General features: G+C 46.5%; 19 protein-coding genes. 9 read left to right on the top strand and 10 right to left on the bottom strand.

From position 1 onward, the window contains the following. Positions 1 to 461: 461 nt before the first annotated feature. From AC4IFB_RS17110 to AC4IFB_RS17095, 4 genes are all read right to left on the bottom strand, one after another. Positions 462 to 3,314, bottom strand: coding sequence for a putative bifunctional diguanylate cyclase/phosphodiesterase (locus AC4IFB_RS17110; RefSeq protein ID WP_490780801.1), 2,853 nt, complete (start codon positions 3,312 to 3,314; stop codon positions 462 to 464). A gap of 10 nt (positions 3,315 to 3,324) precedes the next feature. Further along, complete coding sequence (locus AC4IFB_RS17105) at positions 3,325 to 4,122, bottom strand: substrate-binding domain-containing protein (RefSeq protein ID WP_490777864.1); 798 nt, start codon at positions 4,120 to 4,122, stop codon at positions 3,325 to 3,327. A gap of 368 nt (positions 4,123 to 4,490) precedes the next feature. Next, positions 4,491 to 4,922 (bottom strand): peptidoglycan-binding protein LysM, encoded by a 432-nt coding sequence (lysM, locus tag AC4IFB_RS17100; RefSeq protein WP_490780800.1) that lies wholly within the window; start codon positions 4,920 to 4,922, stop codon positions 4,491 to 4,493. A gap of 101 nt (positions 4,923 to 5,023) precedes the next feature. After that, positions 5,024 to 5,227 (bottom strand): dodecin family protein, encoded by a 204-nt coding sequence (locus tag AC4IFB_RS17095; RefSeq protein WP_490780799.1) that lies wholly within the window; start codon positions 5,225 to 5,227, stop codon positions 5,024 to 5,026. Positions 5,228 to 5,880: 653 nt separating this feature from the next. Between AC4IFB_RS17095 and tadA the strand changes: the two genes are divergently transcribed. Genes tadA through AC4IFB_RS17080 form a run of 3 tightly spaced genes read left to right on the top strand, consistent with a single transcriptional unit; the run spans position 5,881 to position 8,236 of the window. After that, the gene (gene tadA / locus AC4IFB_RS17090; protein WP_490780798.1) at positions 5,881 to 6,357 is read left to right on the top strand and encodes a tRNA adenosine(34) deaminase TadA; all 477 of its coding nucleotides are present in this window, start codon (positions 5,881 to 5,883) and stop codon (positions 6,355 to 6,357) included. A 5-nt stretch (positions 6,358 to 6,362) separates the two neighbouring features. Then, complete coding sequence (locus tag AC4IFB_RS17085) at positions 6,363 to 7,403, top strand: phospholipase A (protein WP_490780797.1); 1,041 nt, start codon at positions 6,363 to 6,365, stop codon at positions 7,401 to 7,403. A 44-nt stretch (positions 7,404 to 7,447) separates the two neighbouring features. After that, positions 7,448 to 8,236: an inositol monophosphatase family protein gene (locus tag AC4IFB_RS17080; protein ID WP_490780796.1), complete on the top strand. Its 789-nt coding sequence runs from the start codon at positions 7,448 to 7,450 to the stop codon at positions 8,234 to 8,236. A 25-nt stretch (positions 8,237 to 8,261) separates the two neighbouring features. Here the strand turns inward: AC4IFB_RS17080 and mltF are convergent, their stop codons facing one another. The 4 genes from mltF to AC4IFB_RS17060 all read right to left on the bottom strand — a co-directional run bounded on the left by mltF (position 8,262) and on the right by AC4IFB_RS17060 (position 14,727). Next, the gene (gene mltF, locus AC4IFB_RS17075; protein ID WP_490777870.1) at positions 8,262 to 9,695 is read right to left on the bottom strand and encodes a membrane-bound lytic murein transglycosylase MltF; all 1,434 of its coding nucleotides are present in this window, start codon (positions 9,693 to 9,695) and stop codon (positions 8,262 to 8,264) included. 531 nt (positions 9,696 to 10,226) lie between these two features. Continuing rightward, the gene (locus AC4IFB_RS17070; protein WP_490777871.1) at positions 10,227 to 11,015 is read right to left on the bottom strand and encodes a DUF2189 domain-containing protein; all 789 of its coding nucleotides are present in this window, start codon (positions 11,013 to 11,015) and stop codon (positions 10,227 to 10,229) included. 257 nt (positions 11,016 to 11,272) lie between these two features. Next, positions 11,273 to 12,463, bottom strand: coding sequence for a DNA polymerase IV (gene dinB / locus AC4IFB_RS17065; RefSeq protein ID WP_490780795.1), 1,191 nt, complete (start codon positions 12,461 to 12,463; stop codon positions 11,273 to 11,275). 374 nt (positions 12,464 to 12,837) lie between these two features. Further along, the gene (locus AC4IFB_RS17060; RefSeq protein WP_490780794.1) at positions 12,838 to 14,727 is read right to left on the bottom strand and encodes a DUF6345 domain-containing protein; all 1,890 of its coding nucleotides are present in this window, start codon (positions 14,725 to 14,727) and stop codon (positions 12,838 to 12,840) included. A 498-nt stretch (positions 14,728 to 15,225) separates the two neighbouring features. Between AC4IFB_RS17060 and AC4IFB_RS17055 the strand changes: the two genes are divergently transcribed. Genes AC4IFB_RS17055 through AC4IFB_RS17040 form a run of 4 tightly spaced genes read left to right on the top strand, consistent with a single transcriptional unit; the run spans position 15,226 to position 19,463 of the window. Next, complete coding sequence (locus AC4IFB_RS17055; RefSeq protein WP_490777874.1) at positions 15,226 to 15,693, top strand: (2Fe-2S)-binding protein; 468 nt, start codon at positions 15,226 to 15,228, stop codon at positions 15,691 to 15,693. Beyond that, positions 15,690 to 17,879, top strand: coding sequence for a xanthine dehydrogenase family protein molybdopterin-binding subunit (locus AC4IFB_RS17050; protein ID WP_490777875.1), 2,190 nt, complete (start codon positions 15,690 to 15,692; stop codon positions 17,877 to 17,879). Before AC4IFB_RS17055 ends, AC4IFB_RS17050 begins: the two co-directional genes overlap by 4 nt. Continuing rightward, a complete protein-coding gene (locus AC4IFB_RS17045) occupies positions 17,879 to 18,868 on the top strand; it encodes an XdhC family protein (protein WP_490780793.1) in 990 nt (329 codons plus the stop codon). Before AC4IFB_RS17050 ends, AC4IFB_RS17045 begins: the two co-directional genes overlap by 1 nt. 1 nt (position 18,869) lies before the next feature. Further along, the gene (locus AC4IFB_RS17040; protein WP_490780792.1) at positions 18,870 to 19,463 is read left to right on the top strand and encodes a nucleotidyltransferase family protein; all 594 of its coding nucleotides are present in this window, start codon (positions 18,870 to 18,872) and stop codon (positions 19,461 to 19,463) included. Positions 19,464 to 19,494: 31 nt separating this feature from the next. Here AC4IFB_RS17040 and AC4IFB_RS17035 read toward each other — a convergent pair whose 3' ends face one another. Together AC4IFB_RS17035 and AC4IFB_RS17030 are read right to left on the bottom strand one after the other, a co-directional pair. Next, a complete protein-coding gene (locus AC4IFB_RS17035; RefSeq protein WP_490780791.1) occupies positions 19,495 to 19,791 on the bottom strand; it encodes an MGMT family protein in 297 nt (98 codons plus the stop codon). Positions 19,792 to 19,874: 83 nt separating this feature from the next. Next, entirely contained in the window at positions 19,875 to 20,468 is a 594-nt protein-coding gene (locus AC4IFB_RS17030; protein ID WP_490777879.1) for a class I SAM-dependent methyltransferase, read from the bottom strand. A 363-nt stretch (positions 20,469 to 20,831) separates the two neighbouring features. On the opposite strand from AC4IFB_RS17030, the gene egtB reads away from it, so the two are divergent. Together egtB and egtD are read left to right on the top strand one after the other, a co-directional pair. After that, a complete protein-coding gene (gene egtB, locus AC4IFB_RS17025) occupies positions 20,832 to 22,091 on the top strand; it encodes an ergothioneine biosynthesis protein EgtB (RefSeq protein WP_490780790.1) in 1,260 nt (419 codons plus the stop codon). Further along, entirely contained in the window at positions 22,091 to 23,044 is a 954-nt protein-coding gene (gene egtD / locus AC4IFB_RS17020) for an L-histidine N(alpha)-methyltransferase (RefSeq protein ID WP_490780789.1), read from the top strand. The genes egtB and egtD overlap by 1 nt, the downstream gene beginning before the upstream one ends. The last annotated feature ends 32 nt before the right edge of the window (positions 23,045 to 23,076 follow it).

Genomic DNA, 23,076 nt, shown 5'->3' with positions numbered 1-23,076 from the left:
CAGCTGTTGCAGGTATGTAGAGGTGGTTTGATAGTTGACTGAATCAGTATGGTAATGAAGTGTAAGTACTAAATACAAGAGATAGGATTCCCCCTCGCCAAAAAGAGGTATTTCCGTGTATCCCAGGTTTGCGAGTTGATATAGCTTAGGATGTATACTTGCATTCATCTAGCCTTCTCAACCTGATGATAGCGTAGTCGTCACTATATTATTTTGTGCCAATTAGAGCTGTCAGTTATTGATGCAGTGATAAGATTATTATAGCTCGTAGCTTTAATATAGACGCTTAGGAGTGATTGGGACAACTTAATTTTGTTGTGGTTGCCTGACCAGAAAATATGAGTGAGTGTTCACTGGGCTATTCGAGGATATACACTGCAATAAACGCACCATTTATCAATTGCAGAGAGTTGCAGTAGTGGGTGGTATGTTTGAGTGAGATATTCTAATCGTTGTTTATTTTAAGCTAGATAAGGTTTGTCCGGGTTGTAGATTTTCTCCTGATTATTTTTAAGTAAATTGGTCATCTTGTCTGCTGGTATGGGTTTGCTGAAAAGAAAACCTTGAGCCATTTCGCACCCTTGCTCTCTTAAATGATCCAATTGCGCTTTAGTTTCTACCCCTTCAGCGACCACGGATAAACCCAGGCCATGGGCCATAGCGATCGTGGCATTTACCAGTTCTCTGTCAGCTGGGTCCGTTGTTATGTCGTTGATGAAACTGCGATCGATTTTTAAGGTATCGAATGGATAGCTGCGTAGATAACTTAGGGATGAGTAGCCGGTACCGAAATCATCCATGGTTAGGGTGACGCCTAATTCATTTAACCCTTCCAGGGTGTCATCGATGTAAGTATGACCACTCATCAGTACGCCTTCTGTTAATTCCAGTTCGACGGATTCACTGGGTATCTTGGTTGTGGTTAAGATATCTTTTATCTGATGTAACAAATTTGGATCTCTAAACTGGCGCGGTGATATATTGATGGCAATTTTAAATGGTCTATTGAGAAGTCTCTGCCAGTGCGATGCCATCTTCAGCGCTTCCTGCATTACATACATGCCAATTGAGACTATCTGTCCAGTCTGTTCTGTTATAGGGATAAATTCATCAGGCGTTATGCTGCCTAAAACAGTGCTGTTCCAGCGCAGTAATGTTTCAGCTGCAACTACTTCACAGCTGGAGATATCGAGAATGGGTTGGTAATAGAGCTGGAATTCTCCTCGTTCAAGTGCCCCGTGTAGTTGCTCTTCGAGTTGCAGGCGTCTTGAAACACCAAGATTCATATTGTGATTAAAGAAGTTGAAGGCGTTGCGTCCCTGATCTTTGGATTCATACATGGCAATATCTGCATTGCGCAGAAGTTCTGCAGGGTGATCACCATCGTTTGGATAGATGGAAATGCCGATACTTGCTGTAAGAATCAATTCTCGTCCATCCAGAAGAAATGGTTTTCTGAAGCAATTGAGTAGCTTTTCCGCTACTGGAAACACCTCGCTCTCATTATGTAAGTTACCCAATAAAATGATGAACTCATCTCCACCCAGTCTACTTACGGTATCGTCGATGCGAACTAACTCCTGAAGTCGTTTAGCAGCATTGATAAGTAGCTTATCGCCTATCTCATGACTCATTGAATCATTAATTCTTTTAAAATCATCAAGATCAAGAAACAGTACAGCAGCATGCAGTTGGTTACGTTGAGCCTCTTTGATAATTTGAGAAAGTCTGTCTAGAGTAAGGAAACGGTTTGGTAGTTGTGTAAGACTGTCATAATTTGCCTGGTGAATGATTTTTTCTTCTTGCTGCTTCTGCAGGGTAATATCCTCTTTTACAGCAAGATAGTGGCTGGTCAATCCGGTCTCATCAACCACTGGTGCTATGTAGGCGCGTTCCCAGTATAACTGGCCACTCTTTTTGCGGTTTTGTAGTTCACCCTTCCAGGCATGACCGGATATTATCGATTCCCAGAGTTCTTTGAACAGAGAAGCAGGGCTGCTGTCCGACTTTAATATTCTAGGATTCTGACCTATGACCTCCTCCGCACTATAGCCGGTTACTGATTCAAAGGCGCTGTTTACATATTCAATGTTGCCAGCAGTATCAGTCATTACCACCGACACAGGACTTTGTTCGACAGCTTGCAGGAGTGTGCGAATACGTTTCTCAGCATGTTTGCGTTCACTAATATCACTGAAGTTAACAACTGCACCAATAGGATGGCCATCTCTATAAATTGGAATACTGGAATATTCAACAGGAAACGATGTACCATCCTTGCGCCAGAAAACCTCATCATCGATCGTATTCGATGCATTACCATTAAGTACCTTAAGAATTTTACATTCAGATTGATCGTGTGGTGTTCCATCATGTTGAGTGTGATGAATCAACTTATGATTGTTCTGTCCGATTAACTCTTGAGGTAGATACCCTAACATGCGAGAAGCTGAAGGATTGACAAAAGTGGTCAATCCTTTGTTGTCTATTCCGAAAATTCCCTCAACAGTGGTATCAAGCAGTAGTTGCAGCTGGTCTTCTGCACGCTTGCGATTCTCTATAACTTTACCGACTCTCGTCAGAGTGATGAGGAGCAGGTAGGCAGCTAAACTCAATGCAATAAGTACTACTGGGATACGCAAGCTATCATGAATGCTTTTAGCATCATGCAGTTGTTGTGTTAATGTTAAGAGTCTGTTTTGACTTTCAAAGAGTATCCGTGCAGCGTTTTCGTGTGTTCGCTGAAGAACGGTATTGATAGTCTTCATCAGATTATCAATCCGAGTTTGTAGGTTTACAGATAGAGCTTCTTCTTGAGCTATTCTCTGCTCGATCAATTGAAACAAAAGTTGTGCCTGTTTATCTAATTCATGTAGGGCAGGACTAAGCTCAAGGACTTCAAGAACATAACCGCCTCTCTCCGGTTTTTTGTAGATGGCTACAAGATTCATATTGTTGCTACCAGGTATGTTGGTTGCAATCTCATCTTTAAAAACACCTCCATTGTGTAATATTGCCAGTCCTTTGTTTATAGTAAGCAGATTAGCATCAAAATGTTTTCTTACTATTTCCAGATCCAGCTTGTTTCGTAACATACTCAGCTTGAAGATATGTGCCTTAGCTGAAAAAAGTCTTTGGTATATTGATAGACCAATATCCTGTCTTGCTTTCTGATTGTCTCGTTGTTGTTCTAATTTGCTTGTTTTTAGTTCTAAACCTGTATGTACAGTCACTAAGGTGATAACGATTATCAGTATCGATAACGCAAGACCAATGATTTGTCGTTGGATTGGGTGTTCAGTTAGTTGCTGCATGGTACTGCTTTTAATCAACGCTATAGAGTCCATAACGGTTAAATATGTCTATTCCATCTTTGGAGGAGGCGTAATCCAAAAATAGTCGTGCTATCTTTGGATATTTTGCGGTACTTAGTAAACCTAATACTAATCTTTTTTTGTTTGCATACTGTTCGTCAATGGGGAGTGTATCAATAAAATTCGAGTTTTCAGGCCAAGTGGACGGTGCGAACCAATTAATGACCAGGTCAGCCTCGCTATTATTAATGACATCGGTAAGTCGTTTTGAGTCAGTGGTCAACTCTCTCACGTTGAGCATGACATTCTCTAATAAACCGGCCGAAGAGAGGATTTTTTTAGTCTCTTTCCCGATGCTGCCACTATCAGCATTCCCTAAAACGACATAGAGGTCAGGACGTAGTAGTTCACTCAAATCAGGTTTTACCTTTTTTGGATTGCCCTTGCGCACCATCAATGCAGCCTTATTGTATCCTACATGGATCGATTCACTGATAAGACCCTCATCATTGGCCTGTTTTATATATGACTCTGAGCCGGGTAGGTAGAGGTCACCGATGCGGTTGAATCTGATAGATTTAAGTAGATTGCCTGAGCCGCCTTTGATGATCGATATCTTGATTCCTTCACGCTCCTCTAAGATCGAAGCGATCTCAGACATGGGCTTGATCAGAGTGGTACCACAGTATACAAGGAGTTCCTTTTTGTAGGGCGGTTGGGGAGGGGTAAATAGAAGTGAGTTGATAAAATAAGCTGCAAAACTCAATATTCCTAGTAAGGAAATGGTAGTTGTGACCTTTTTTATCATTTGCTGCTAAACCTGTCTCTTTGGCGTTACTCTATCCTTGTGTGAATTAAGTTATCCATAGGTATTGAACCCTATTTCACCTTGCTTTGTCGTGGTTAGATAAATACTAAAGCGGCGTCCATCGACGCGATAAGCGAGGTACTCCCTTCAAGAAGGGAATTCAAATAGTATAGTCGAGATGGGCCTCATATTGCACATGATTAGTCATTTAATTCTTAATATGTTTTTGCTTATTTGGCAGATACTTCCAGGGTAAATACTTAACCCCTCTCTGCCATGGAGAGGGGGTATTGGATACAGGAAGGAGAGTAATCAGGTTTTGTTTACTTAAGCGCTTCCGGAAAAAATATTATTTAGATAAATTCAGATCAGTCGAGTGGGATGCGGATCTTCTGGCCAGGGTAGATGAGATTGGGATCTTTGATGACTTCACGATTTGCCTCAAAGATTTTCGGGTAGTCGGACCCCTTACCAAGGAATCGCTTTGCTATTGCTGATAGCGTATCGCCACTTTCAATGGTGTAGTACTCCACCTTGGCCAGTTGCTCTGGTGCGTTGACTGCATCGGCAGTTACTTCGCTGACGCCTTTGACATTGCCTGCGATCAAGACACTCTTTTCCAGCGCATCGGCACTCTCTGCGTCTCCTGATAATACTACCTTGCCGTCCTCATAGCGGACATCTAGATCCTTGATTCCTGGATTATCCGCTTCGATCTGCTGTTTGATCTTTTCAGCAGGATCATCATCTTTGCCAAACAGTTTTTTTCCGAAATTTGATGCAAAATCAAATAGCCCCATTCTTGCTCTCCTATCATTTATTTATAAACATATTGATGCAGTTGAAAAGCACTGCTCTAAGGTATAGTCATAGTTGTAACTATTCAGGTGGGTTGTCTCTGCTAATCTTTTAACACAAACGTTACCTTCATGGTGACACGGTATTCAGTGATTTTACCGTCACTAACGGATAGCTTTTGGTCCTTGACCCAGGCCCCTTTTATACCCTTTAGGGTTTTATTTGCTCGCTTGATACCTTTGGTTACAGCATCATCAAAACTCTTGTTGGATGTGGCGGTAATTTCAGTGACTTTTGCGACTGACATATCTCTATCTCCTGTTGGAATATTTAGTGCCATAGTGATATTGCTCGTCGCATGAGGATGAGGGGTTGGCCCATCTGAGCAGGTCAATATCCGTCTTATCCGCATAATGCATTGAGTCACAAAACAGTATGACAGCTCTATTGGATCTGCGAGATCAGAGGATTTGTAACTCTACGCAAGCTGCGAAATCGTATTCTGATCACTATTTATTGTTCTGATCCGTCTGTAGCATAGGTTAATTGGATGATGCCAAATAGAGTAATCCAGTAAAAGTCACAAAAATTTTCATTCATCGATCGCATATGAAACCCTATCTCTACAGGATTAATTAGAGTGGTATTGCAGATCTCTGTAATGATTTTTTAAAACTGAAATGAGGAGCCTCTGAACAACTCATCAGCAGACATCTTGTCGCCAAAATGCACAGCTGCTCTTCGCATTAGCGTACTTTTGCATGTGATCTACGTCTTGAATAGGCAGGTTTTGATCGAAAATCTGGCCGGACAGACGAATTTAGTGTTACTTAACTATATGATTAATAATAATAATGGTATGATTTGTTCTATCGAGAGCTATAGGCTTGTGCAGCCCTGTGTCAGAGCTGGATTTCTTGCCGTAATTATTCAAGTGGATTCAGTTAAAGATCATTTTTAATGTCAACACTAGACGAGCATTTCATGCAACATGCCCTGATATTGGCTGAAAGGGCTGAGCAGCAGGGTGAGGTACCTGTAGGTGCGCTGCTGGTCAGGCAGGGTCGTGTACTTGGTGAAGGGTGGAATCAACCGATCAGTAGTCACGATCCAACAGCGCATGCTGAAATAGTTGCTCTGCGAGATGCGGCTGTTCATGAGTGCAACTACCGTCTACCAGGCACTACTTTGTATGTTACCCTCGAGCCTTGTCCGATGTGTGCTGGTGCAATTGTCCATGCTCGTGTAAAGAGGGTGGTCTACGCAGCACCTGACCCTAAAGGTGGGGCAGCAGGCAGTGTATTCGACTTATTACCCACAGATGATAGATTTAATCACCGTGTCGAGGTTGATGGAGGTTTGTTAAAGGAGCGCAGTGCAAAGCTATTGCAGAACTTTTTCAGACGTAAACGTGCTAAATCCAAAGTGAGAGATTAGTTTTCATGCCAGCTGTATCTGTTGTATTCAAACCGCTGCTGCGTTTTTTTGTTTGCGGCACTCTATTTGTTCATCTACCTCTGGCTGCCGAATCATTGAATGATTACCAACGTTGTCTTTTAAAACAGCTGGAGTCGGCAGCGCCAACTCTGTCAGTTGCTGACTTGAGGGCTGAATGTGATACAGATCCGGTGGTGCAATCTGCTGATGAGCAGTTAACTCCGCCTACTGAGTTGCAGCAAGAGATGACATCTGAGTCTCTGGTTGCTAACAGATTGGACGCAGAACGGGCAACGCGGGGTAATCCATTTGTTCTGTCGCCGCATAAACAGAACTATGTACTGCTGGCTTCATACAATGCTGAACCGAATGCCGATATATATAATATACCTGAGTCGGATTTCGACCGTTGGGAGATAAAATTTCAGCTTAGTTACAAAATGCCGGTAATTGAAGGTCTGTTCGGCACCGATGTCGATCTCTATGCCGCTTATACCAATCTCTCATACTGGCAGGCCTATAACCAGGATATTTCATCACCCTTCAGGGAGACCAACCATGAACCGGAACTGTTTGTGGTTGTGCCTGATATTTGGCCCAGGGAGTGGGAGATACATGGTTGGCGTAACGCCCTGACCCAATTTGGAGTTGTTCACCAGTCTAACGGTCAGGGTGGCTTTCTTTCGCGAAGCTGGAATCGTATCTATGCAAACTTTCTCATTGAGAAAAACAATCTTCTCGTTGGTTTCAAGCCCTGGTATCGAATCCCTGAGGATAACGACGATAATCCCGATATTGATGACTTCCTAGGTCGGTATGAGATTCAAGGGCTCTACAAAAAACAGAATCAAACCTTCAGTCTTCTGCTAAGGAACCTGTTCGATGGAGAGAACAGAGATACCGTCCAGCTCGACTGGAGTTTTCCGCTGTATGGTCGTTGGCGCGGCTATCTGCAGTATTTCCACGGTTATGGTGAGAGTCTGATCGATTATAATGCCAAGAGTCATCGTTTAGGATTTGGACTGCAATTGACAGATTGGCTTTAGACTGTTTTACAATTACGCCGGTTATCAATCTGGGTGCGAAGTCAATGATTGAACTACCTCAACTTAGTAACGTTACCTCGTTGGTTAAACAAGCCGCTGTTGAAGAGATCTTGCCGAGATTTCTAAATGTCAGTGCAGAAGAGAAGGCTGACGGCAGTCTACTCACTGCGGCTGATCTTGGTTGTCAGCAATCGCTCAGTCAGTCGCTACAGCAATATTGGCCTGATATTCCGCTACTGGGTGAGGAGATGACGCCTGAGCGGCAGGAGTCTCTTCTCTCCAGCAGTGACACCGGTCTGTGGATCCTCGATCCACTGGATGGTACAGCTAACTTTGCTGCTGGATTCCCGCTGTTCAGTATCTCCCTGGGACTGGTCAAATCGGGACGAGTTGTACTGGGTGTCGTCTACGATCCTGTACGCGAGGAGTGTTTTTCTGCTGAAGCAGGGAGAGGAGCCTGGCTAAACGGTACACCTCTGCAATTGAGCAACCGGCAGCAGTCGTTAAATGATTCTATTGCATTGGTCGATTTTAAGAGATTGCAGCCTGAACTTGCTATGGCTTTGGTATCAAAGCCACCATTCCGCTCTCAAAGAAGTATTGGCTCTGTTGCCCTCGATTGGTGTTGGCTTGCAGCTGGTCGAGCGCAGATCTATCATCATGGTGGGCAGTCACTCTGGGACTATGTTGCGGGTCGATTGATTTTCAGTGAGGCTGGAGGCAGGTGCCTGATGCCTGAATCAGCGATTACACTGCTTAAGCAACCAGCATTGGCCGCTGTTTCTGAAGAATTATTACTGCTATGGAGTGAATGGTTAAGGGATCATTCGTGAATCTGTAACTGGCTCACGTTTATTGTTACAACGCATCTGGGGTGATGGATAAAACGTGATTAGAATCATCTTCGTTGTTGGATTTTTTGGCAGCTTCTCTTTGCCGTAATTGCCACTTCAACAGCTCGTAATAGGCCCGAATGTTATCAACATAATTAACGGGTTCTTTGCCACGGGCATAGCCTCGTTTCAAATGTTTATACCACTTCTTCAGGCTCAGTTTGGGTAGGTGTTTTTTTACTTCCACCCATTTGTCTGGATCGCCATCAAGTTGCTCGGTGAGAATGCGAGCATCCTCGATATGACCAAAACCAACGTTATAACCAGCCAGAGTAAGCCATAGGCGGTCAGGGTCTGGAATGCGTTCTGGCAGTCTTTTTTTGATAAATTGAAGATACTTCGCACCACCAATTATGCTTTGCTTGGGATCGAGGCGGCTCTCGATTTTCATCTGCTTGGCAGTAGCCAGAGTCAGCATCATGATGCCCCTCACACCAGTAGGGGACTTGGCCTTTGGGTTCCAGTGGGATTCCTGATAGCCAATTGCTGCCAATAGTCGCCAGTCCATGTCGGTGATTGCAGCGGCTTCTTCGAAGAATGTCTGATATTTTGGTAGTCGATTATCAAGATGTCGGACAAAAGTTCGCAGCTCGACAAAGTTTAGACGACCAATGTGACCGTAGTGACGTTCAATCAACTGGGAGAGTGTGCCATCTTCGCGGATACGGTCGAAAAATGTCTCCATGGCTTGGTACAGGCTGGCATCTTCGGCATGGGCCATTGCCCAGGCGAGTTGTTGCGGCTTGGTGAGATCGAACCCCACCTTGATATGAGGCATGAAGCGTCGTGTTACAGCGAACTCATTCGAGTCTGCAATGGTGAAATCAATTTCTTTATCCTCCACCATCTGCATCAACTCAGCACTTTCCAGATCATCATGGCTGACCCACTTCAGCACTGGATAGGTCTTCTTCAGGCGTAGCAGCTCCTCTTCATGACTGCTGCCTGCCAGTATATGTAACTTCTTATCCAATAGATCTTCGATTTTACGTGGGCGGTGAGTGCCTGCTCGATAGATAACTTGCTGGGTAATCTCCTGATATGAGGGGCCAAAACGGATTCTGGATTGTCTTTTCGGGGTAACTGTCAATCCTGCAGCTGCAAGGTGGGCATCACCATTTGACACCGTTGGCAGGAGGTCATCAAAGCGTTCGGGAATTATGAAATGGGGTTTGACACCTAACTCTTCTGCAAACAGTTGCACCAGATCATACTCAAGACCTGTCAGCCCCTCAGAGCCTTCATAGAGCGTTGTGCCGCTGTTGCGAGTAACCACTCTCAGTTCACCTGAGTCTTTGATACGCTCTACCAATGGGGGAGGGATGCTGCAACTGCTTATCAGCATGGCCACGGCCAATAGGCAGTAAGTGGCAGGTTTGGAAAATGTAGTGAAATGCATCTAAATCAGTAGTCGTCTATTACTTTTTGTTATGACAATGAAATTGGAGTCAGGCTCCCTTGAAGTAGAACTTATTTGTGGCATTAAAGCAAAGCGTCCATATTTTGCTTAAGTTTAGCCACTTTATCTAAGATGTGCCCACTTCTGTTGGGGCTGGCCTCTCTTGGTAGCCTAATTTGATTGCACTGGCATTGATTTTAGGCAATTAATTGGATTTATAGTCAGCAAATATCAATCTGGGGTGCTCCAGTGTGATGTGGTGCTGTTCTTGACAGCTATATGGCTGGCTACAAGGAGAGGTGCAGGAACGGCCAAACGGGGCTGACTCGAATAAGATGATGCCTTTGGAACCCGGGGTTTCTAAAGGTGCGAAGTGACGCTGACACCGTAGCGTAGCGAATCAATCTCGACTATCAACAGACACCCTGGCCCAGTAGCGGGGCTCCCCTAGGGCCCAGACTACAAGCGCCATTGGTGGTTTATGCTCGCTTGAATCAACATCGGCTGAAGACAACATACTTAGTCGCCGGGTTAATATGTTGTTGGAACCAGAGAGCGATAAGCATGCCAGCTTGCGTGTCCAATTATGGGTAGGGCAAGGATTAACCCAATATAATATGTAATCAGACCAGTGCCCACGATCAGGACGATCAGAAAAGCCCACAGCATCATGGCTGGCATATTCTTCAGTACCGACTTTATGCTGAAACGGATTGCTGTGAATCCATCAACCTTGCGATCTATCAGCATAGGTACAGTAATGGCGCTGATTACAAATGCGCACCAGGCGAAGAAAAAACCGACAGTGATGCTTGCTAAAGAGAAGATCATCCCTTTTTCTGAAAGGAATACATTGTTGATGAAGTTGCCTATGGGGGGTGAAATACCCTCATATAACAGGGCAAATAGTATGAAATTAGAGGCAATCCAGAGTTGAGTGATGATCAGAAAACCTGCTGTGATCATGCTGATCTGGGTATGATTGCTCTTCCAGGCTTCGATTGCGTTACAGGATTTGAGCGGTTCTCCCTTTTCCAGATGAGCGCTCATTTGATATAGGCCAATGCCTAAAAATGGTGCAATGAGAAAGAATCCTGCAACAAGGAAAGGTAAGAGAAAATGGTTGCCTGTCGCAAGCAGCGCATAAGTCAGTAGCCCACTGATCAACACGATTCCTAAACCGTAGGTGAGGCTATAACGTCCAGCATCGCGCATATCCTTCCAGCCTTTGGCTAGCCATGTGAATGGTTCAGTAAACTCGATCTTATTGACAGCCAGTTCATCCCATTTAGTACTACCTGTATAGGCGGTGGTTTCCATTTTGAATCCTCCAGAAGCAGGCGCTAATATAGATCTCTGTAAGAGACCACTATAATTATTGGTGTGCTAACGCCAGATTGTTGTTTTTAGTAGTGTAATTTGCCAGTTCAATTGCAACTCATTGAACTCTATTTTAATAAGTTGTTTTTATTATTTTTCTCAAGTTTAGCTGCTGAATGGAGAACGTCCACTTTTTGTTGTTGTTAATTAATCAACAAAATATGTAAGGTTAAAGGTGTGCCCGTTAGAGTAAAAGCTCAAGTCTTATGTCGCTGAGTACCCAAACGAATCAATCTCTTTCCAAACTTGTTGCTGACTTCATCAATTGTTTCGTAGAGGCGACCTTGCTTAGGGTCAGGTTCAGATACCTGTTCGTGGAACAGGTCACCCTGATCGAGTGGGTTCGTTTCACTATCCCACCCAGTAATGCCGAGTCCTATCAGACGTACCGCTTGTCCGGTTCGGTGTTCGGCCAAGAAGAGTTTCCAGGCCTGTTGAAAGATCTTGTGGTCTTCTGAAGTTGGTGTTGTGAAAGCTCGGATACGGGTGTTCGTTTCAAAGTTGCTATAGCGGACTTTGAGCGTTACTTGTCTGCCTATTCGATTCTCCTGGCGTGCGATATAGCCTACTTCCTGGGCAGCCCAATGGAGTGTCTCTCGTAAGATCTCCAGGTCGGTGATGTCCTGGTTGAAGGTGGTCTCCTTGGAGATCGATTTTCGAGTGGCTAGACTATGGACTTTGTCCGAAGCGATACCCCTGGCCTGCTCATAGATTCTGGTGCCAGCAAGATTGCCTAAATGGCGTCTAAGATCAAGTAGGGAGAGCTGTCTTACATCGCCTACTGTACGCAAGCCGATGCGTTGAAGTTTCGGAGCACTCTTTGATCCCAGTCCTCGAAGAGCGGTAAGAGGCAGTGGATCGAGAAAATTTATAACACCATCTGGCAATACCACCGTGAGTCCATCGGGTTTCTGGAAATCCGAGGCAAGTTTAGCGATCAGACGGTTGGGGCCGATGCCCACTGAAGCGGTTAGTCCGACAGTTTCACAGATTAGATTCTTTGCTCTTTGAGCTATCGTCTCCGGTGTGCCAATTAACCGATCCATACCTGAAATATCCAGGTAAGCCTCATCCACAGAGACCTTCTCTACCACTGGCGATATGCTCTCAAGAGCTGACATGATCTGCCGTGAAACCTCGACATAGCGGGATATGCTGGGTCGAACATAGACAGTTTCAGGGGGTAAACGACGGGCAGCTTCACTAATCGGCATTGCCGAGTGAACACCGTAGCGCCGAGCCTCGTAGGAGCAGGTTGCTACTACGCCCCGATTACCTGGTGCGGCGCCGACGACCAGCGGACGTCCCTGATATTCAGGATGATCCCGCTGTTCGATGGAGGCAAAGAAGGCATCCAGGTCGATGTGCATGATGAGGCGATTACTCATCTGGGTAGTTTATACTATTAGCCCTTTAATGATGTTTTTCCTGTATTTATTGTTATTCAATAAAATCTTGGAAAGGCTGCTTTTGATTTAGGGCCGATTCAATTAGTGTTAACAGGCCCTAGCTAGACTTCGAACGGATTATGGTGGGGTAGAGCTTTTTAGCAAACAAGGTATGTTTTATAGCATGATCTTAAAAGCATGGATTGATTGTGAGAGAGCACTATTTTCACTTGCATGATTCATCAGAGCCCACTACGGATTGGTTTTAATTTTACTTTGAGAAGTAGTAAGCCTTATTGGCAACGCCATACTAAAAAACCCGACTCAGAGATCTGAATCGGGTTGGTTATTACTATAAAAATCATTGAATCAAATTAAAGGACTTTAATACTCCAATAGCCGATGATGTCGCCATCTCTGATATCCGGGCCAACTGATCCTTTGCCCCAGAAGTAGTCATTTACATTGGACATGCCGTTGTTATCCAGTACGCCCATGACGACGGGTACTACACTCGCAGGTTGGTCTGTGTCAGTTGCTTCAAACCAGGCAGTTTTTACAGTCATGGGGCTGCTTTTCAGCATGTTGTCTGCAAACTCACCAGAGAAGCTGCTCCAGGCATAGGCATTGGTGTGAAAACCCAGTAGCAGGTGCAGGCCATCAAACTCCTGCTTCCAACGATCAAAGCGAGACATGCCGCTCCAATCATCCTTCAGCACCTGACAAGAGAGCAGGGCGAGCCACTCCAAGTCCTTATCGCCCCAATCACCAGTGGCATCATCATAATCGAGAGTGCCATCGTCGTGTGTGGTGTCTTCAAATGTGAAGCCGCCACCATAACCGTGTCCGACATAGAAGGTCATGTCTGTGTTGTCGATCCAGCTGCTGTCTGAACTCGCCTTGAAGTCCTGTTCCCATGCGAGGGTTCCTGACCAGCTGAAACGTTCTGTTACACCGGCAGTCTGCATGCGATCGATAAATCCTTGCTCAAGATCACCAAACTGATTGGTTACTGCGTTCTCTGTACCATAGTCTGTGATGCCGCCGATTGCTTCCACTGCAGGTATCAGATTATGGAGTAGTGAAGTTATTGCCGTGTTAAAAAATTCAGCAATCTTTGAGTCTGAGGATTGAGATACCCTCGGTAGTGCAATTGTTGTCGTTGCCAGCGATTCGATACCATTGGCATCTGTAACTTTAACGGTTATGACTTCTTCGTTGACCCCTTTTCTCTGTTGTTGAGCAAAGGAGATAGCGGTACCGTTGCGGTTGATTGGCTTTGCACCATCCGCACTCCAATCTACTTGGTATGGTGGCTGGCCGCCATTGATATCAACCTTTGCATTGATGACTTCACCTTTAACCGTTGCATCGATTGAGACATCCGCTACATAGGCCGTACTCTCTATAGCAGGTATCAGTTCATGTAAAAGATTAACGATCTCACCATCTACGACTGCTGTACCACCACAATCATAATGAGGTTGGATGGTTTTTACAGAAGTGATATCCAAGGAAGGTGCGTAGTAGACTAACTGAGTCGTTATATTGAGTTTGTCGAGTGTGCTCTTCTGGCTACTACTCAATATCCGTTGTCGGCACTCTCTTTTTGCATCTGTGTGACTGATTACAGGTACATATTCACCCTCTTCCAAGATACGGTTGGCATAGTTGAATTGGGTTGTTCCTCCATCTGCGCCGACAGTGGCAGTAATTTTTGCGCCTGGCCCGATCAGAGGTAAGCCTGCAGTGTAGAGTTGCAGGTCTACTTTTGTATCGACCATTGCATCAGCTATTGTTTTGCCCTCTTTATCGACGGCTTCAAACTGTGTGTGGCGTATGTAGGGTTTATAGGCCTGCGGCAGTATATCCGCCTCTTTTAAGGAGGTTTCCAACAGATGAAGAACAACATCCTCGTCTATCGGTTGGATCATGGACAAGGCATCGAAGTCAATCTGTTCAAGAACTGTCGATTTTTTCTCCTCGTCCGCTTCACCTTGGCCCACTATACGTGTCGGAATGTATTGGTGCCGAGCAAGATCGATGTAGCCGATTTTTCCTGTGCGATGGAAAGTTTCCAGGTCGATCAGTTCTGGGTCGACCTGTAGCGATTTTGAAAATTGATAGGCTTGAGCCTCAGAGATGCCATTGTCAATTGCATGATATACAGGTAGCTCTTTTGCCAACAGATGCCCTGGAACGCTCAGTGCGGTGCAGTAGAGCGCAATGCGTACCGCTTTGGTACTCTTTTTACAAATATCCATATGATTTATCCCAATAAAGATAGATTAATGTGAGTAAAGATCCTTTAGCTACTTGGATTTTCCCTTGAAGAACGATCCCTGATCGAACTGGGTATTAAGCTACCGAATCAGATACCAAGTTGGCTGTGGAATATTACCGGGATGGCTGATGATGTTTGTCACATGCTGTTGCTGGATATGCTGCTACAGAGAGGAGGTAAGCGTTTCAAGATCGGTGTGGAATAACAATATTTCTGAAGTAGGGTAGGGATTGAGTAACATTGTCCCTCTTAGGGGATTCTGCACAATCAGCATTGCTGTAATTAGCAGCCAATTGAAAGATTTAACAATGATCTCAATAACACTGAAGTAAATGGTGTTAATTTGTAAATGGAAAAGATCTTTGATTCAACTTAATCAGCTATTATATGTCGAAGCGACATATATCTTTTTTCCCCAGGACTCGTTTAAAACTAAAAAAATCAGTTGAGCGGGTTTCGAAGAGATGAGGAGGTTGAGGTGATAAATCTGACTATTAATGGCGTCCGTCATACCCTTGATATCGATCTGCAAATGCCTTTGCTGTGGGTGATTCGAGATCATGTGGGTCTTACAGGAACCAAGTACAGCTGTGGTATAGCGCAGTGTGGTAGTTGTACAGTCTATGTGGATGGTGCAGCAGTTCGTTCCTGTATCACGCCGGTATCGGATGCGGTAGGTAAAGAGATTACCACCATCGAAGGGTTGGCTACCCCGGCAGGTGAAGCGGTACAGGCAGCATGGAAAGAGCTGGAGGTGGTGCAGTGTGGTTTTTGTCAGTCGGGGCAGATTATGTCTGCAGCATCACTGCTGCAGCGGAATCAAAAGCCCAGTGATGCCGATATTGATCAGGCAATGCAGGGCAATCTATGTAGATGTGCTACCTATGCACGGATTCGGGAAGCGATTAAGTTGGCTGCCGGCAAGCTCACCGGAGGTCACTCATGAACACAAAGCATATCGTTAACTTGAGTCGTCGTCGTTTTCTTGCTGGTAGTGCAGTCTCTTTGGCCGGTTTGACCCTGGGTGTCATTCCGACGGTTATGGCTGAACAGCGGCAGGCCGGGCCGGGAATTGCCGGTACAGCACCTGAGGCAGCTGGGGATTTCTCTCCGAATGCATTTTTACGTATCGACAAAGAGGGTGTTGTTACGGTGATTTCGAAGCATCTGGAGATGGGGCAGGGTACCTATACCGGATTGGCTACTCTGGTCGCGGAAGAGTTGGATGCTGACTGGAATATGGTGCGAGTGGAGGGTGCACCTGCGGATGCTGCTCGTTATAACAATCTTTTCTGGGGCAAGGTGCAGGGTACGGGTGGAAGTACCGCAATGGCCAACTCCTGGGAGCAGATGAGGCGAGCTGGGGCAGCTGCAAGAGCGATGTTGATTCAGGCTGCCTCAAAACAGTGGCAGGTGCCAGCTGATCAAATCTCAGTCTCATCCGGCGTGATTAAACACTCCCCAACTGGTCGTCAGGCTGATTTTGGTGCCCTGGCAGAGCTGGCTGCTCAGCAACCGGTGCCAGAGAGTGTTGAGTTGAAAGATCCCAAGTCATTCAAATTGATCGGTAAACGTATCCCTCGCAAGGACACTGCAGAGAAGATCAACGGTCAGGCTCAGTTTACTCAGGACATGGATCTACCCGGTCTATTAACGGCACTGGTGCTGCATCCACCCAAGATCGGCATGAAGGTCAAACAGGTGGATTCTGCTAAGGCCTTAGAGGTCAAAGGGGTGCGTAAAGTTGTTGAGCTATCCACCGGGGTGGCGGTGGTTGCAGATGATTTCTGGGGTGCAAAGCTTGCCAGGGATCGCCTCTCTGTGACCTGGGACGATTCTGGCGCCTTTGATAAGAGTTCTGAGCAGATACTCAATGATTATAGAAAGATGGCCCAAGAGCCAGGGTTAGAAGCAACCAAAAAGGGTAGTGCATCGACAGTGCTTGCTGCTGCTGAATCTGTTTTGGAGGCGGAATACAGCGTTCCTTTTCTCTCCCACTCTGCAATGGAACCGATGAATTGTGTAGTACGTATCGATGCAGAGGGGTGTGACATCTGGAATGGTGAGCAGATGCAGACCAGTGATCAACAGCAGGTTGCGGGGCTGCTGGGTCTTGAGCCTAAGCAGGTGCATATCCACATGCTCTATGCAGGCGGTTCATTTGGCCGCAGGGCTAACCCTGCCGCAGACTATGTTCTAGAGGCGGTAAATATCGCCAAGTCTCTCAAGCCGGGTACCCCTGTGAAAATGATCTGGACCCGTGAGGACGATACCCATGGAGGATATTATCGCCCTATCTACCTGCATCGTATGCGCGCCACCCAGGATGAGCAGGGTGCTCCCCATGCCTGGGAGCAGCGTATCGTAGGTCAGTCGATTCTTAAAGGCACCCCGTTTGAGTCAGTCATGGTGAAGGATGGCGTCGACATGACTTCGGTAGAAGGTGCAGCGAATCTACCTTATGAGATTAAGCATATTCAAGTGGATCTCCACTCTCCAGAGTTGCCGGTTTCAGTGCTTTGGTGGCGCTCTGTGGGTTCTTCCCACACCGCTTTTGCGGTCGAGTGCTTCATCGATGAGTTGGCGATCAAGGCGGGAGAGGATCCTTTGATCTATCGCCGGAAACTGCTGGGCAATCATCCACGGCATCTCGCTGTATTGAACTTGGCGGCGGAGAAGGCCGGGTGGGGAGAGCCCCTGGGTCGAAATCGTGGTCGGGGTATCGCTGTCCATGAATCCTTCAACTCCTATGTGGCCCAGGTGGCAGAAGTCTCTGTAAGACGCGGTGTAATTACTGTCGATCGAGTTGTGATAGCCGTGGATTGCGGAATTGCGATCAACCCGGACATCATCGAGGCACAGATGCAGGGTGGGATGGGATTCGGTCTGTCAGCGGCTCTGTTTAGTGAGTTGACCTTCAAAAATGGTGCGGTTGAGCAGTCCAATTTTAATGACTATCGGGTATTGCGTATCGATCAGATGCCGGAGGTGGAAGTACACATTGTCGCATCCGCCGAACCACCCACAGGAGTTGGAGAGCCGGCTACTCCGGTTATTGCCCCTGCAGTGGCAAATGCGGTATTTGCGGCAACAGGCCAGCGTTTACGTCAGTTGCCATTGCGGTTGAGTTGATGACCTATCCTGAAGTTGTGAATCCGGTTTCAGATGATATCGATGTAGTGCGTACTGCTGTGGATTGGCTGGTAGAGGGTGCGCGGGTGGCCCTGGTTACAGTTTTGCGTACCTGGGGGTCATCCCCCCGGCCTCCCGGCTCGATGTTGGCTATCCATAGTGATGGGCGATCCCTGGGATCGGTTTCCGGTGGTTGCGTCGAAGAGACTCTGATAGCTAGACACCGGGCGGGTGAGTTGGGGGCGGAGACGCCTGTACTGGTTGATTTCGGGGTTGAGCGAATTGAAGCGGAGCGTCTGGGACTGCCTTGTGGTGGTCGCCTGGAGTTGCTGGTGGAGTGTGTTCAATCTGCAGAAAATCTACAAATACTGCTAAATCTGCTGGCAGAGGATCGTTTGGTCTCACGTCAGATTCAACTCCCGTCAGGTGAAGTCAGTCTGCTGGAGGCAGAACCCGGGGTCGAGTTCAGGGTAACTGATGAGAGGGTTGTCAAGGTATTCGGCCCAGCATGGCAATTACTGTTGATCGGTGATGGACAGATCGCCAGATATCTTGCCAGCATGGGGTTGTCGCTTAATTATCGGGTCACTATCTGCGACCCTAGGGATGAGTTTATTGATCAAGATCCGCTGAGTGGGGTGCGCTACTCAAAACTTATGCCTGACGATGAGGTGAATGGGCTGCGTGATGCGCCCAGAACAGCGATTGTTACCTTGGCCCATGATCCCCGTCAGGATGATCTTGGTTTGAGTGCTGCGATGGGCACTGCGGCCTTCTATATTGGTGCGCTGGGTTCCAGACGCAGTGCTGAAAAACGACATTTACGCCTGCTGGAGCTTGGCCATGATGAGGCTCAGGTTGCTCGCATACATGCCCCTGCCGGACTCTCCATTGGCAGTAAACGTCCAGCTGAGATTGCTTTGTCGATCATGGCTGAAATCACCGCAATTCGTAATCATGCCGGAGTCGGTGTGAGCATGGAGGTCTGAAATGGTACCGCTAACCGCTGTTTTGCTGGCCGCAGGAGGTGGAAGCCGGTTTGGATCGAGCAAGTCGCTGCACCCCTTATCCAACGGTGAAGCAATGGCGATTGTATCTGCCCGACACCTGATATCAGCTGTTCCTCGCGGGGTTGCGGTAGTTCGTCCTGAGGATAGAGGTCTGGCAAAGTCGTTAGAGGAGCTGGGCTTTAGAATTATCGAGAACAAGCTTGTTGGTGCAGGTATGGGAGATAGTCTCTCATTGGCTGTCAGGGCCACAATAGATGCTGCGGGTTGGTTGATTGCATTGGCTGATATGCCCTGGATCAAGTCAGAAACGATTGCTGCTTTGGCGGAGCGATTAGATCAAGGGGCATCCATGGTTGCCCCTGGCTATGGTGGTAAGCGGGGGCATCCTGTTGGTTTCTCGGGCGCTTGGGGGGATCAGCTGAGTGAATTAGATGGGGATCGGGGAGGGCGGCAGCTACTCCAGGACTATCCCAAAGAGTTAGAGTTAATGCCAACGGATGATCCGGGTGTTCTGCAAGATGTTGATTACCCATCTGAGTTATCAGTTGCTGAGCAGAATTGTATTTTAGGTTAAAAAGATATCGATTTATCTTGAAATGAGATTGTCACTCTGGCCATCTCTGCTCAGTTGGATACCTGCCATTCTCTGCCGCTATCAACCCCTCCTCTGCGAGTAACCGGTGCTGCTTTTCGTTACCAGGGTAGTCTGCAATCCGTTGCTGGCCAGTGACCAGTCTGTACCAGGGTAAGTTGCTGTCTGCTGGGAGGGTGCGTAACCAGGCGAGTATCTGACGGACATGCACGCCACATAGTGTTGCCATGTCACCGTAGCTGCAGTAGCGGCCTGCCGGGATGGAAGCCAGGTTTGTGTAGAACGCGTGGCGCATCTCTTCATTCGCCATTGGATCGCTCCTGAATGCTATTGCTTTTGCAATCGATCACTTGATCAGAGAAATCCTGTTGATATCAATCGATAGAGGTGCCCTTAATTATATTCGTTCGGTTTTGCCCGTTTATAGACCCAGACATGGGCGGGCGGTAGATTCCAAAGTACACGGTCGATGCGACTACCACTAATCTGTAGTGCATTGGCGAGTTGCTTATGGATGGGGGGCTTTATGGAGTAGGTAAACTGAACCAGTTTTCCATCGGGTTGAAGGCTATTGAAAATCTCACACAGTACCCTTATTCGGGTATGACTTCGCATACTTAACAGGGGTAGACTTGATATTACATTGTCAGCCAGTCCCAGCTCAGATTGCTTCAGGAGCTGTTGCAGACGGGCTGCGTCACCCTCCAATATTTTTAGTGTGGGAAAGTGGCGGGCCAGTTTTTTAGCTAAAATCTGATCCTTTTCCACCACCACAAGCTTTTCCGGGGTAACGCCCTTATCGAGCAGGGCTGAGGTGACAGCACCGGTTCCAGCGCCCAGCTCTATGGTGAGTCCTTTACTATTATTGACCTGCGAGGCCATAGCACTGGTCAAGCCGCCACTACTGGGTAATACGGCACCAACTTGTCGCGGATTGCGCAACCAGGCCGATAGGAAATCCGGTTTTAATTTCAATTGCTGCAGCATTGTCTTATTGGTGAAGATGTGGGGTACACCTTTCCTTTGATGTTGGGAATTCTCTCTGTTCCTTGAAAGTTAATCTCATAAGAGTTGAATTCACATTGCCATGAAGCCGTATAAGAAGCAACACAAATAGTGGAGTTATTGGGAAAGATGGGGACTATACGGGATATAAATCAAAGATTCACAAAATAAGCAGAATTTTTACTTGATCTCATTGTCACTAAGTTTCACAGACAAATTGGTTGGATGGTGAAGTTCTCTAATTTGGAAACAATTTATCCCTGTTTTTCTCATGGTATGTTTTTCAAAGTGATGCAGGAGAATCTGCCAATATATACAGACACCTGAAAAAGAATAAATGCCCATATGGATACCAGTGTCTCTACAGATTCCAGTCGGGAACTGCTTATATCTGAATATCGTCGTGTACGCAGTTATACCGAAACCCTGTGCGCACCGTTGTCCGTCGACGATTATCAGATTCAATCAATTATTCAAACCAGTCCACCTAAGTGGCATATCGCGCATGTTACCTGGTTCTTTGAAGCCTTTGTCCTGCCCCACTTCAACAGTCACTATCAACCCTTCAACAGCAAATTTGATTTCCTGTTCAATAGTTATTACTACACTCATGGGCAGATGCATCCCAGAGCGAATCGCGGTCTGCTGTCACGTCCGACAGTAGAAGAGGTCTATCTCTATCGTAAGTATGTGGATGATGCTATGGCTCAGCTGATGACTGAGATAGAAGAGTCCCAGTGGAAAACATTGGCATTCAGAGTCATCCTTGGCCTTAATCATGAGGAGCAGCATCAGGAGCTGCTACTGATGGACATTAAACATAATTTTTCTGTAAATCCCATATTTCCTGCTTATCGAGACGATCTGCCTGAAACTGTTGGTGAGGTCAGAGATATGGTCTGGGTAGATCGTGCAGGGGGGGTACAACAGGTTGGTAATAGTGGGGATGGCTTTGCTTATGATAACGAGACACCCCGGCATGATGTGCTCTTGCGAGAGCATCGATTGGCTGACCGCTTTGTCACCAATGGTGAGTACCTGGCCTTTATTGAAGACGGGGGATACAGGAAACCAGAATGGTGGCTCTCCGATGGCTGGGCGCTTCTACAGCGCGAAGGGTGGCAACATCCACTCTATTGGCAACAGAATGGAGGCTGGACGCAGTTCACTCTGGGTGGTTTGCGCATGCTGAGTTCTGATGAGCCGGTTTCTCATTTGAGTTTCTACGAGGCCGATGCCTATGCAAGATGGGCGGGTAAGCGGTTACCCTTTGAAACAGAGTTGGAAAGCATGCTGAGTGAACTGCCTGTCAATGGCCATTTTTCAGATCAGAGCCTGCTTCATCCCCGGCCAGCAGGAGAGAGTGGTCAGTGGTATGGCGATCTGTGGGCCTGGACGGCATCTCCCTATACGGCCTATCCCGGTTTTAAACCCCTTGAAGGATCAATGGGGGAATACAACGGTAAATTCATGTCAAATCAGATGGTGTTGAAAGGCAGTAGTTGTGTCACGCCTACAGGGCACAGTCGTGCAAGTTACAGAAACTTTTTTTACCCCGATGAGCGTTGGGCCTTTACCGGGCTGCGTCTAGCGGAGGATGTCTGATGGAAAATATCTCATTTCACGATCATAAACCCGCCTCGTCAAGTCTCTACGATGCTGTTGTAAGTGGTCTTTCCAAGGCAGAGAAATCGATACCACCAAAGTTTTTCTATGATAAACGCGGCTCGGAGCTATTTGACCTGATCTGCGAACAGCCGGAGTACTATCTTCCAACAGTTGAGCGACGCATGCTTGAACAGCTTGCCAACGAGATATCAGAGTACACAGGCAGGGGGCGTATATTGATTGAGCCTGGGGCGGGTAGTGCCAGTAAGGTACGACTACTCTTGGATTATCTACAGCCTTCAGCTTTCGTGCCGATGGATATCTCTTTTGATTATCTGAAGTCCAGCGCGATCTCTTTGGCAGAAGAGTTTCCCTGGTTACCAATATGTGCTGCGTGTGTTGATTACACCCACTCTCTGCCTGTACCAGAAGAGGTGCCAAACGGACCAAGATTGTTGTTTTTTCCAGGTTCGAGCCTTGGAAACTTCAGCCGCAGAGATGCTGCTGAGTTTTTGCGCTTGGCGAATACTACCTTGGGTAAAGGTGGCATGTTACTGATTGGTGTTGATACCAAAAAGAGCAAGGGTCTTTTAGATGCTGCTTATAACGACGCAGCTGGTTTGACGGCAGCATTTAACCTTAATCTGCTGAATCGAATGCAAGCAGAGCTGAATGCGGAGTTGAATCCGGAAAACTTTCAGCATAAAGCATTCTATAATAGCGATGCAGGTAGAATAGAGATGCATCTGATGAGCACTCGTCAACATATCCTGCGTATTGATGATCACCAATTTGAATTTGAGGCTGGCGAATATCTGCACACCGAGAATTCATACAAGTACACTCCAGAAGAGTTTATCAAAATGGCATCAGACTGTGGCTATGATGAGATAAAATATTGGGTGGATGATGATGACATGTTTGCCATTTACCTGCTTCAAGTAAGGTAGTTCTGTTTTAATTGTCTTGTTTTTTGTTTAGC

The organism is Candidatus Thiodiazotropha sp. AKIB8 (assembly GCF_058244675.1).
The sequence above is the reverse complement of the archived record's forward strand: the minus strand, read 5'-3'. Positions and strand labels throughout refer to the sequence as shown.

Bases quoted from the DNA above. Each gene is read 5' to 3' on its own strand.
- AC4IFB_RS17040 (WP_490780792.1), top strand. From the start codon at position 18,870: ATGGTACCGCTAACCGCTGTTTTGCTGGCCGCAGGAGGTGGAAGCCGG.
- egtD (WP_490780789.1), top strand. From the start codon at position 22,091: ATGGAAAATATCTCATTTCACGATCATAAACCCGCCTCGTCAAGTCTC.
- dinB (WP_490780795.1), bottom strand. From the start codon at position 12,463: ATGAGTAATCGCCTCATCATGCACATCGACCTGGATGCCTTCTTTGCC.
- AC4IFB_RS17080 (WP_490780796.1), top strand. From the start codon at position 7,448: ATGATTGAACTACCTCAACTTAGTAACGTTACCTCGTTGGTTAAACAA.
- AC4IFB_RS17085 (WP_490780797.1), top strand. From the start codon at position 6,363: ATGCCAGCTGTATCTGTTGTATTCAAACCGCTGCTGCGTTTTTTTGTT.
- tadA (WP_490780798.1), top strand. From the start codon at position 5,881: ATGTCAACACTAGACGAGCATTTCATGCAACATGCCCTGATATTGGCT.
- AC4IFB_RS17110 (WP_490780801.1), bottom strand. From the start codon at position 3,314: ATGCAGCAACTAACTGAACACCCAATCCAACGACAAATCATTGGTCTT.
- AC4IFB_RS17030 (WP_490777879.1), bottom strand. From the start codon at position 20,468: ATGCTGCAGCAATTGAAATTAAAACCGGATTTCCTATCGGCCTGGTTG.
- egtB (WP_490780790.1), top strand. From the start codon at position 20,832: ATGGATACCAGTGTCTCTACAGATTCCAGTCGGGAACTGCTTATATCT.
- AC4IFB_RS17070 (WP_490777871.1), bottom strand. From the start codon at position 11,015: ATGGAAACCACCGCCTATACAGGTAGTACTAAATGGGATGAACTGGCT.
- AC4IFB_RS17105 (WP_490777864.1), bottom strand. From the start codon at position 4,122: ATGATAAAAAAGGTCACAACTACCATTTCCTTACTAGGAATATTGAGT.
- AC4IFB_RS17045 (WP_490780793.1), top strand. From the start codon at position 17,879: ATGACCTATCCTGAAGTTGTGAATCCGGTTTCAGATGATATCGATGTA.
- AC4IFB_RS17060 (WP_490780794.1), bottom strand. From the start codon at position 14,727: ATGGATATTTGTAAAAAGAGTACCAAAGCGGTACGCATTGCGCTCTAC.
- AC4IFB_RS17050 (WP_490777875.1), top strand. From the start codon at position 15,690: ATGAACACAAAGCATATCGTTAACTTGAGTCGTCGTCGTTTTCTTGCT.
- AC4IFB_RS17095 (WP_490780799.1), bottom strand. From the start codon at position 5,227: ATGTCAGTCGCAAAAGTCACTGAAATTACCGCCACATCCAACAAGAGT.
- AC4IFB_RS17035 (WP_490780791.1), bottom strand. From the start codon at position 19,791: ATGGCGAATGAAGAGATGCGCCACGCGTTCTACACAAACCTGGCTTCC.
- mltF (WP_490777870.1), bottom strand. From the start codon at position 9,695: ATGCATTTCACTACATTTTCCAAACCTGCCACTTACTGCCTATTGGCC.
- lysM (WP_490780800.1), bottom strand. From the start codon at position 4,922: ATGGGGCTATTTGATTTTGCATCAAATTTCGGAAAAAAACTGTTTGGC.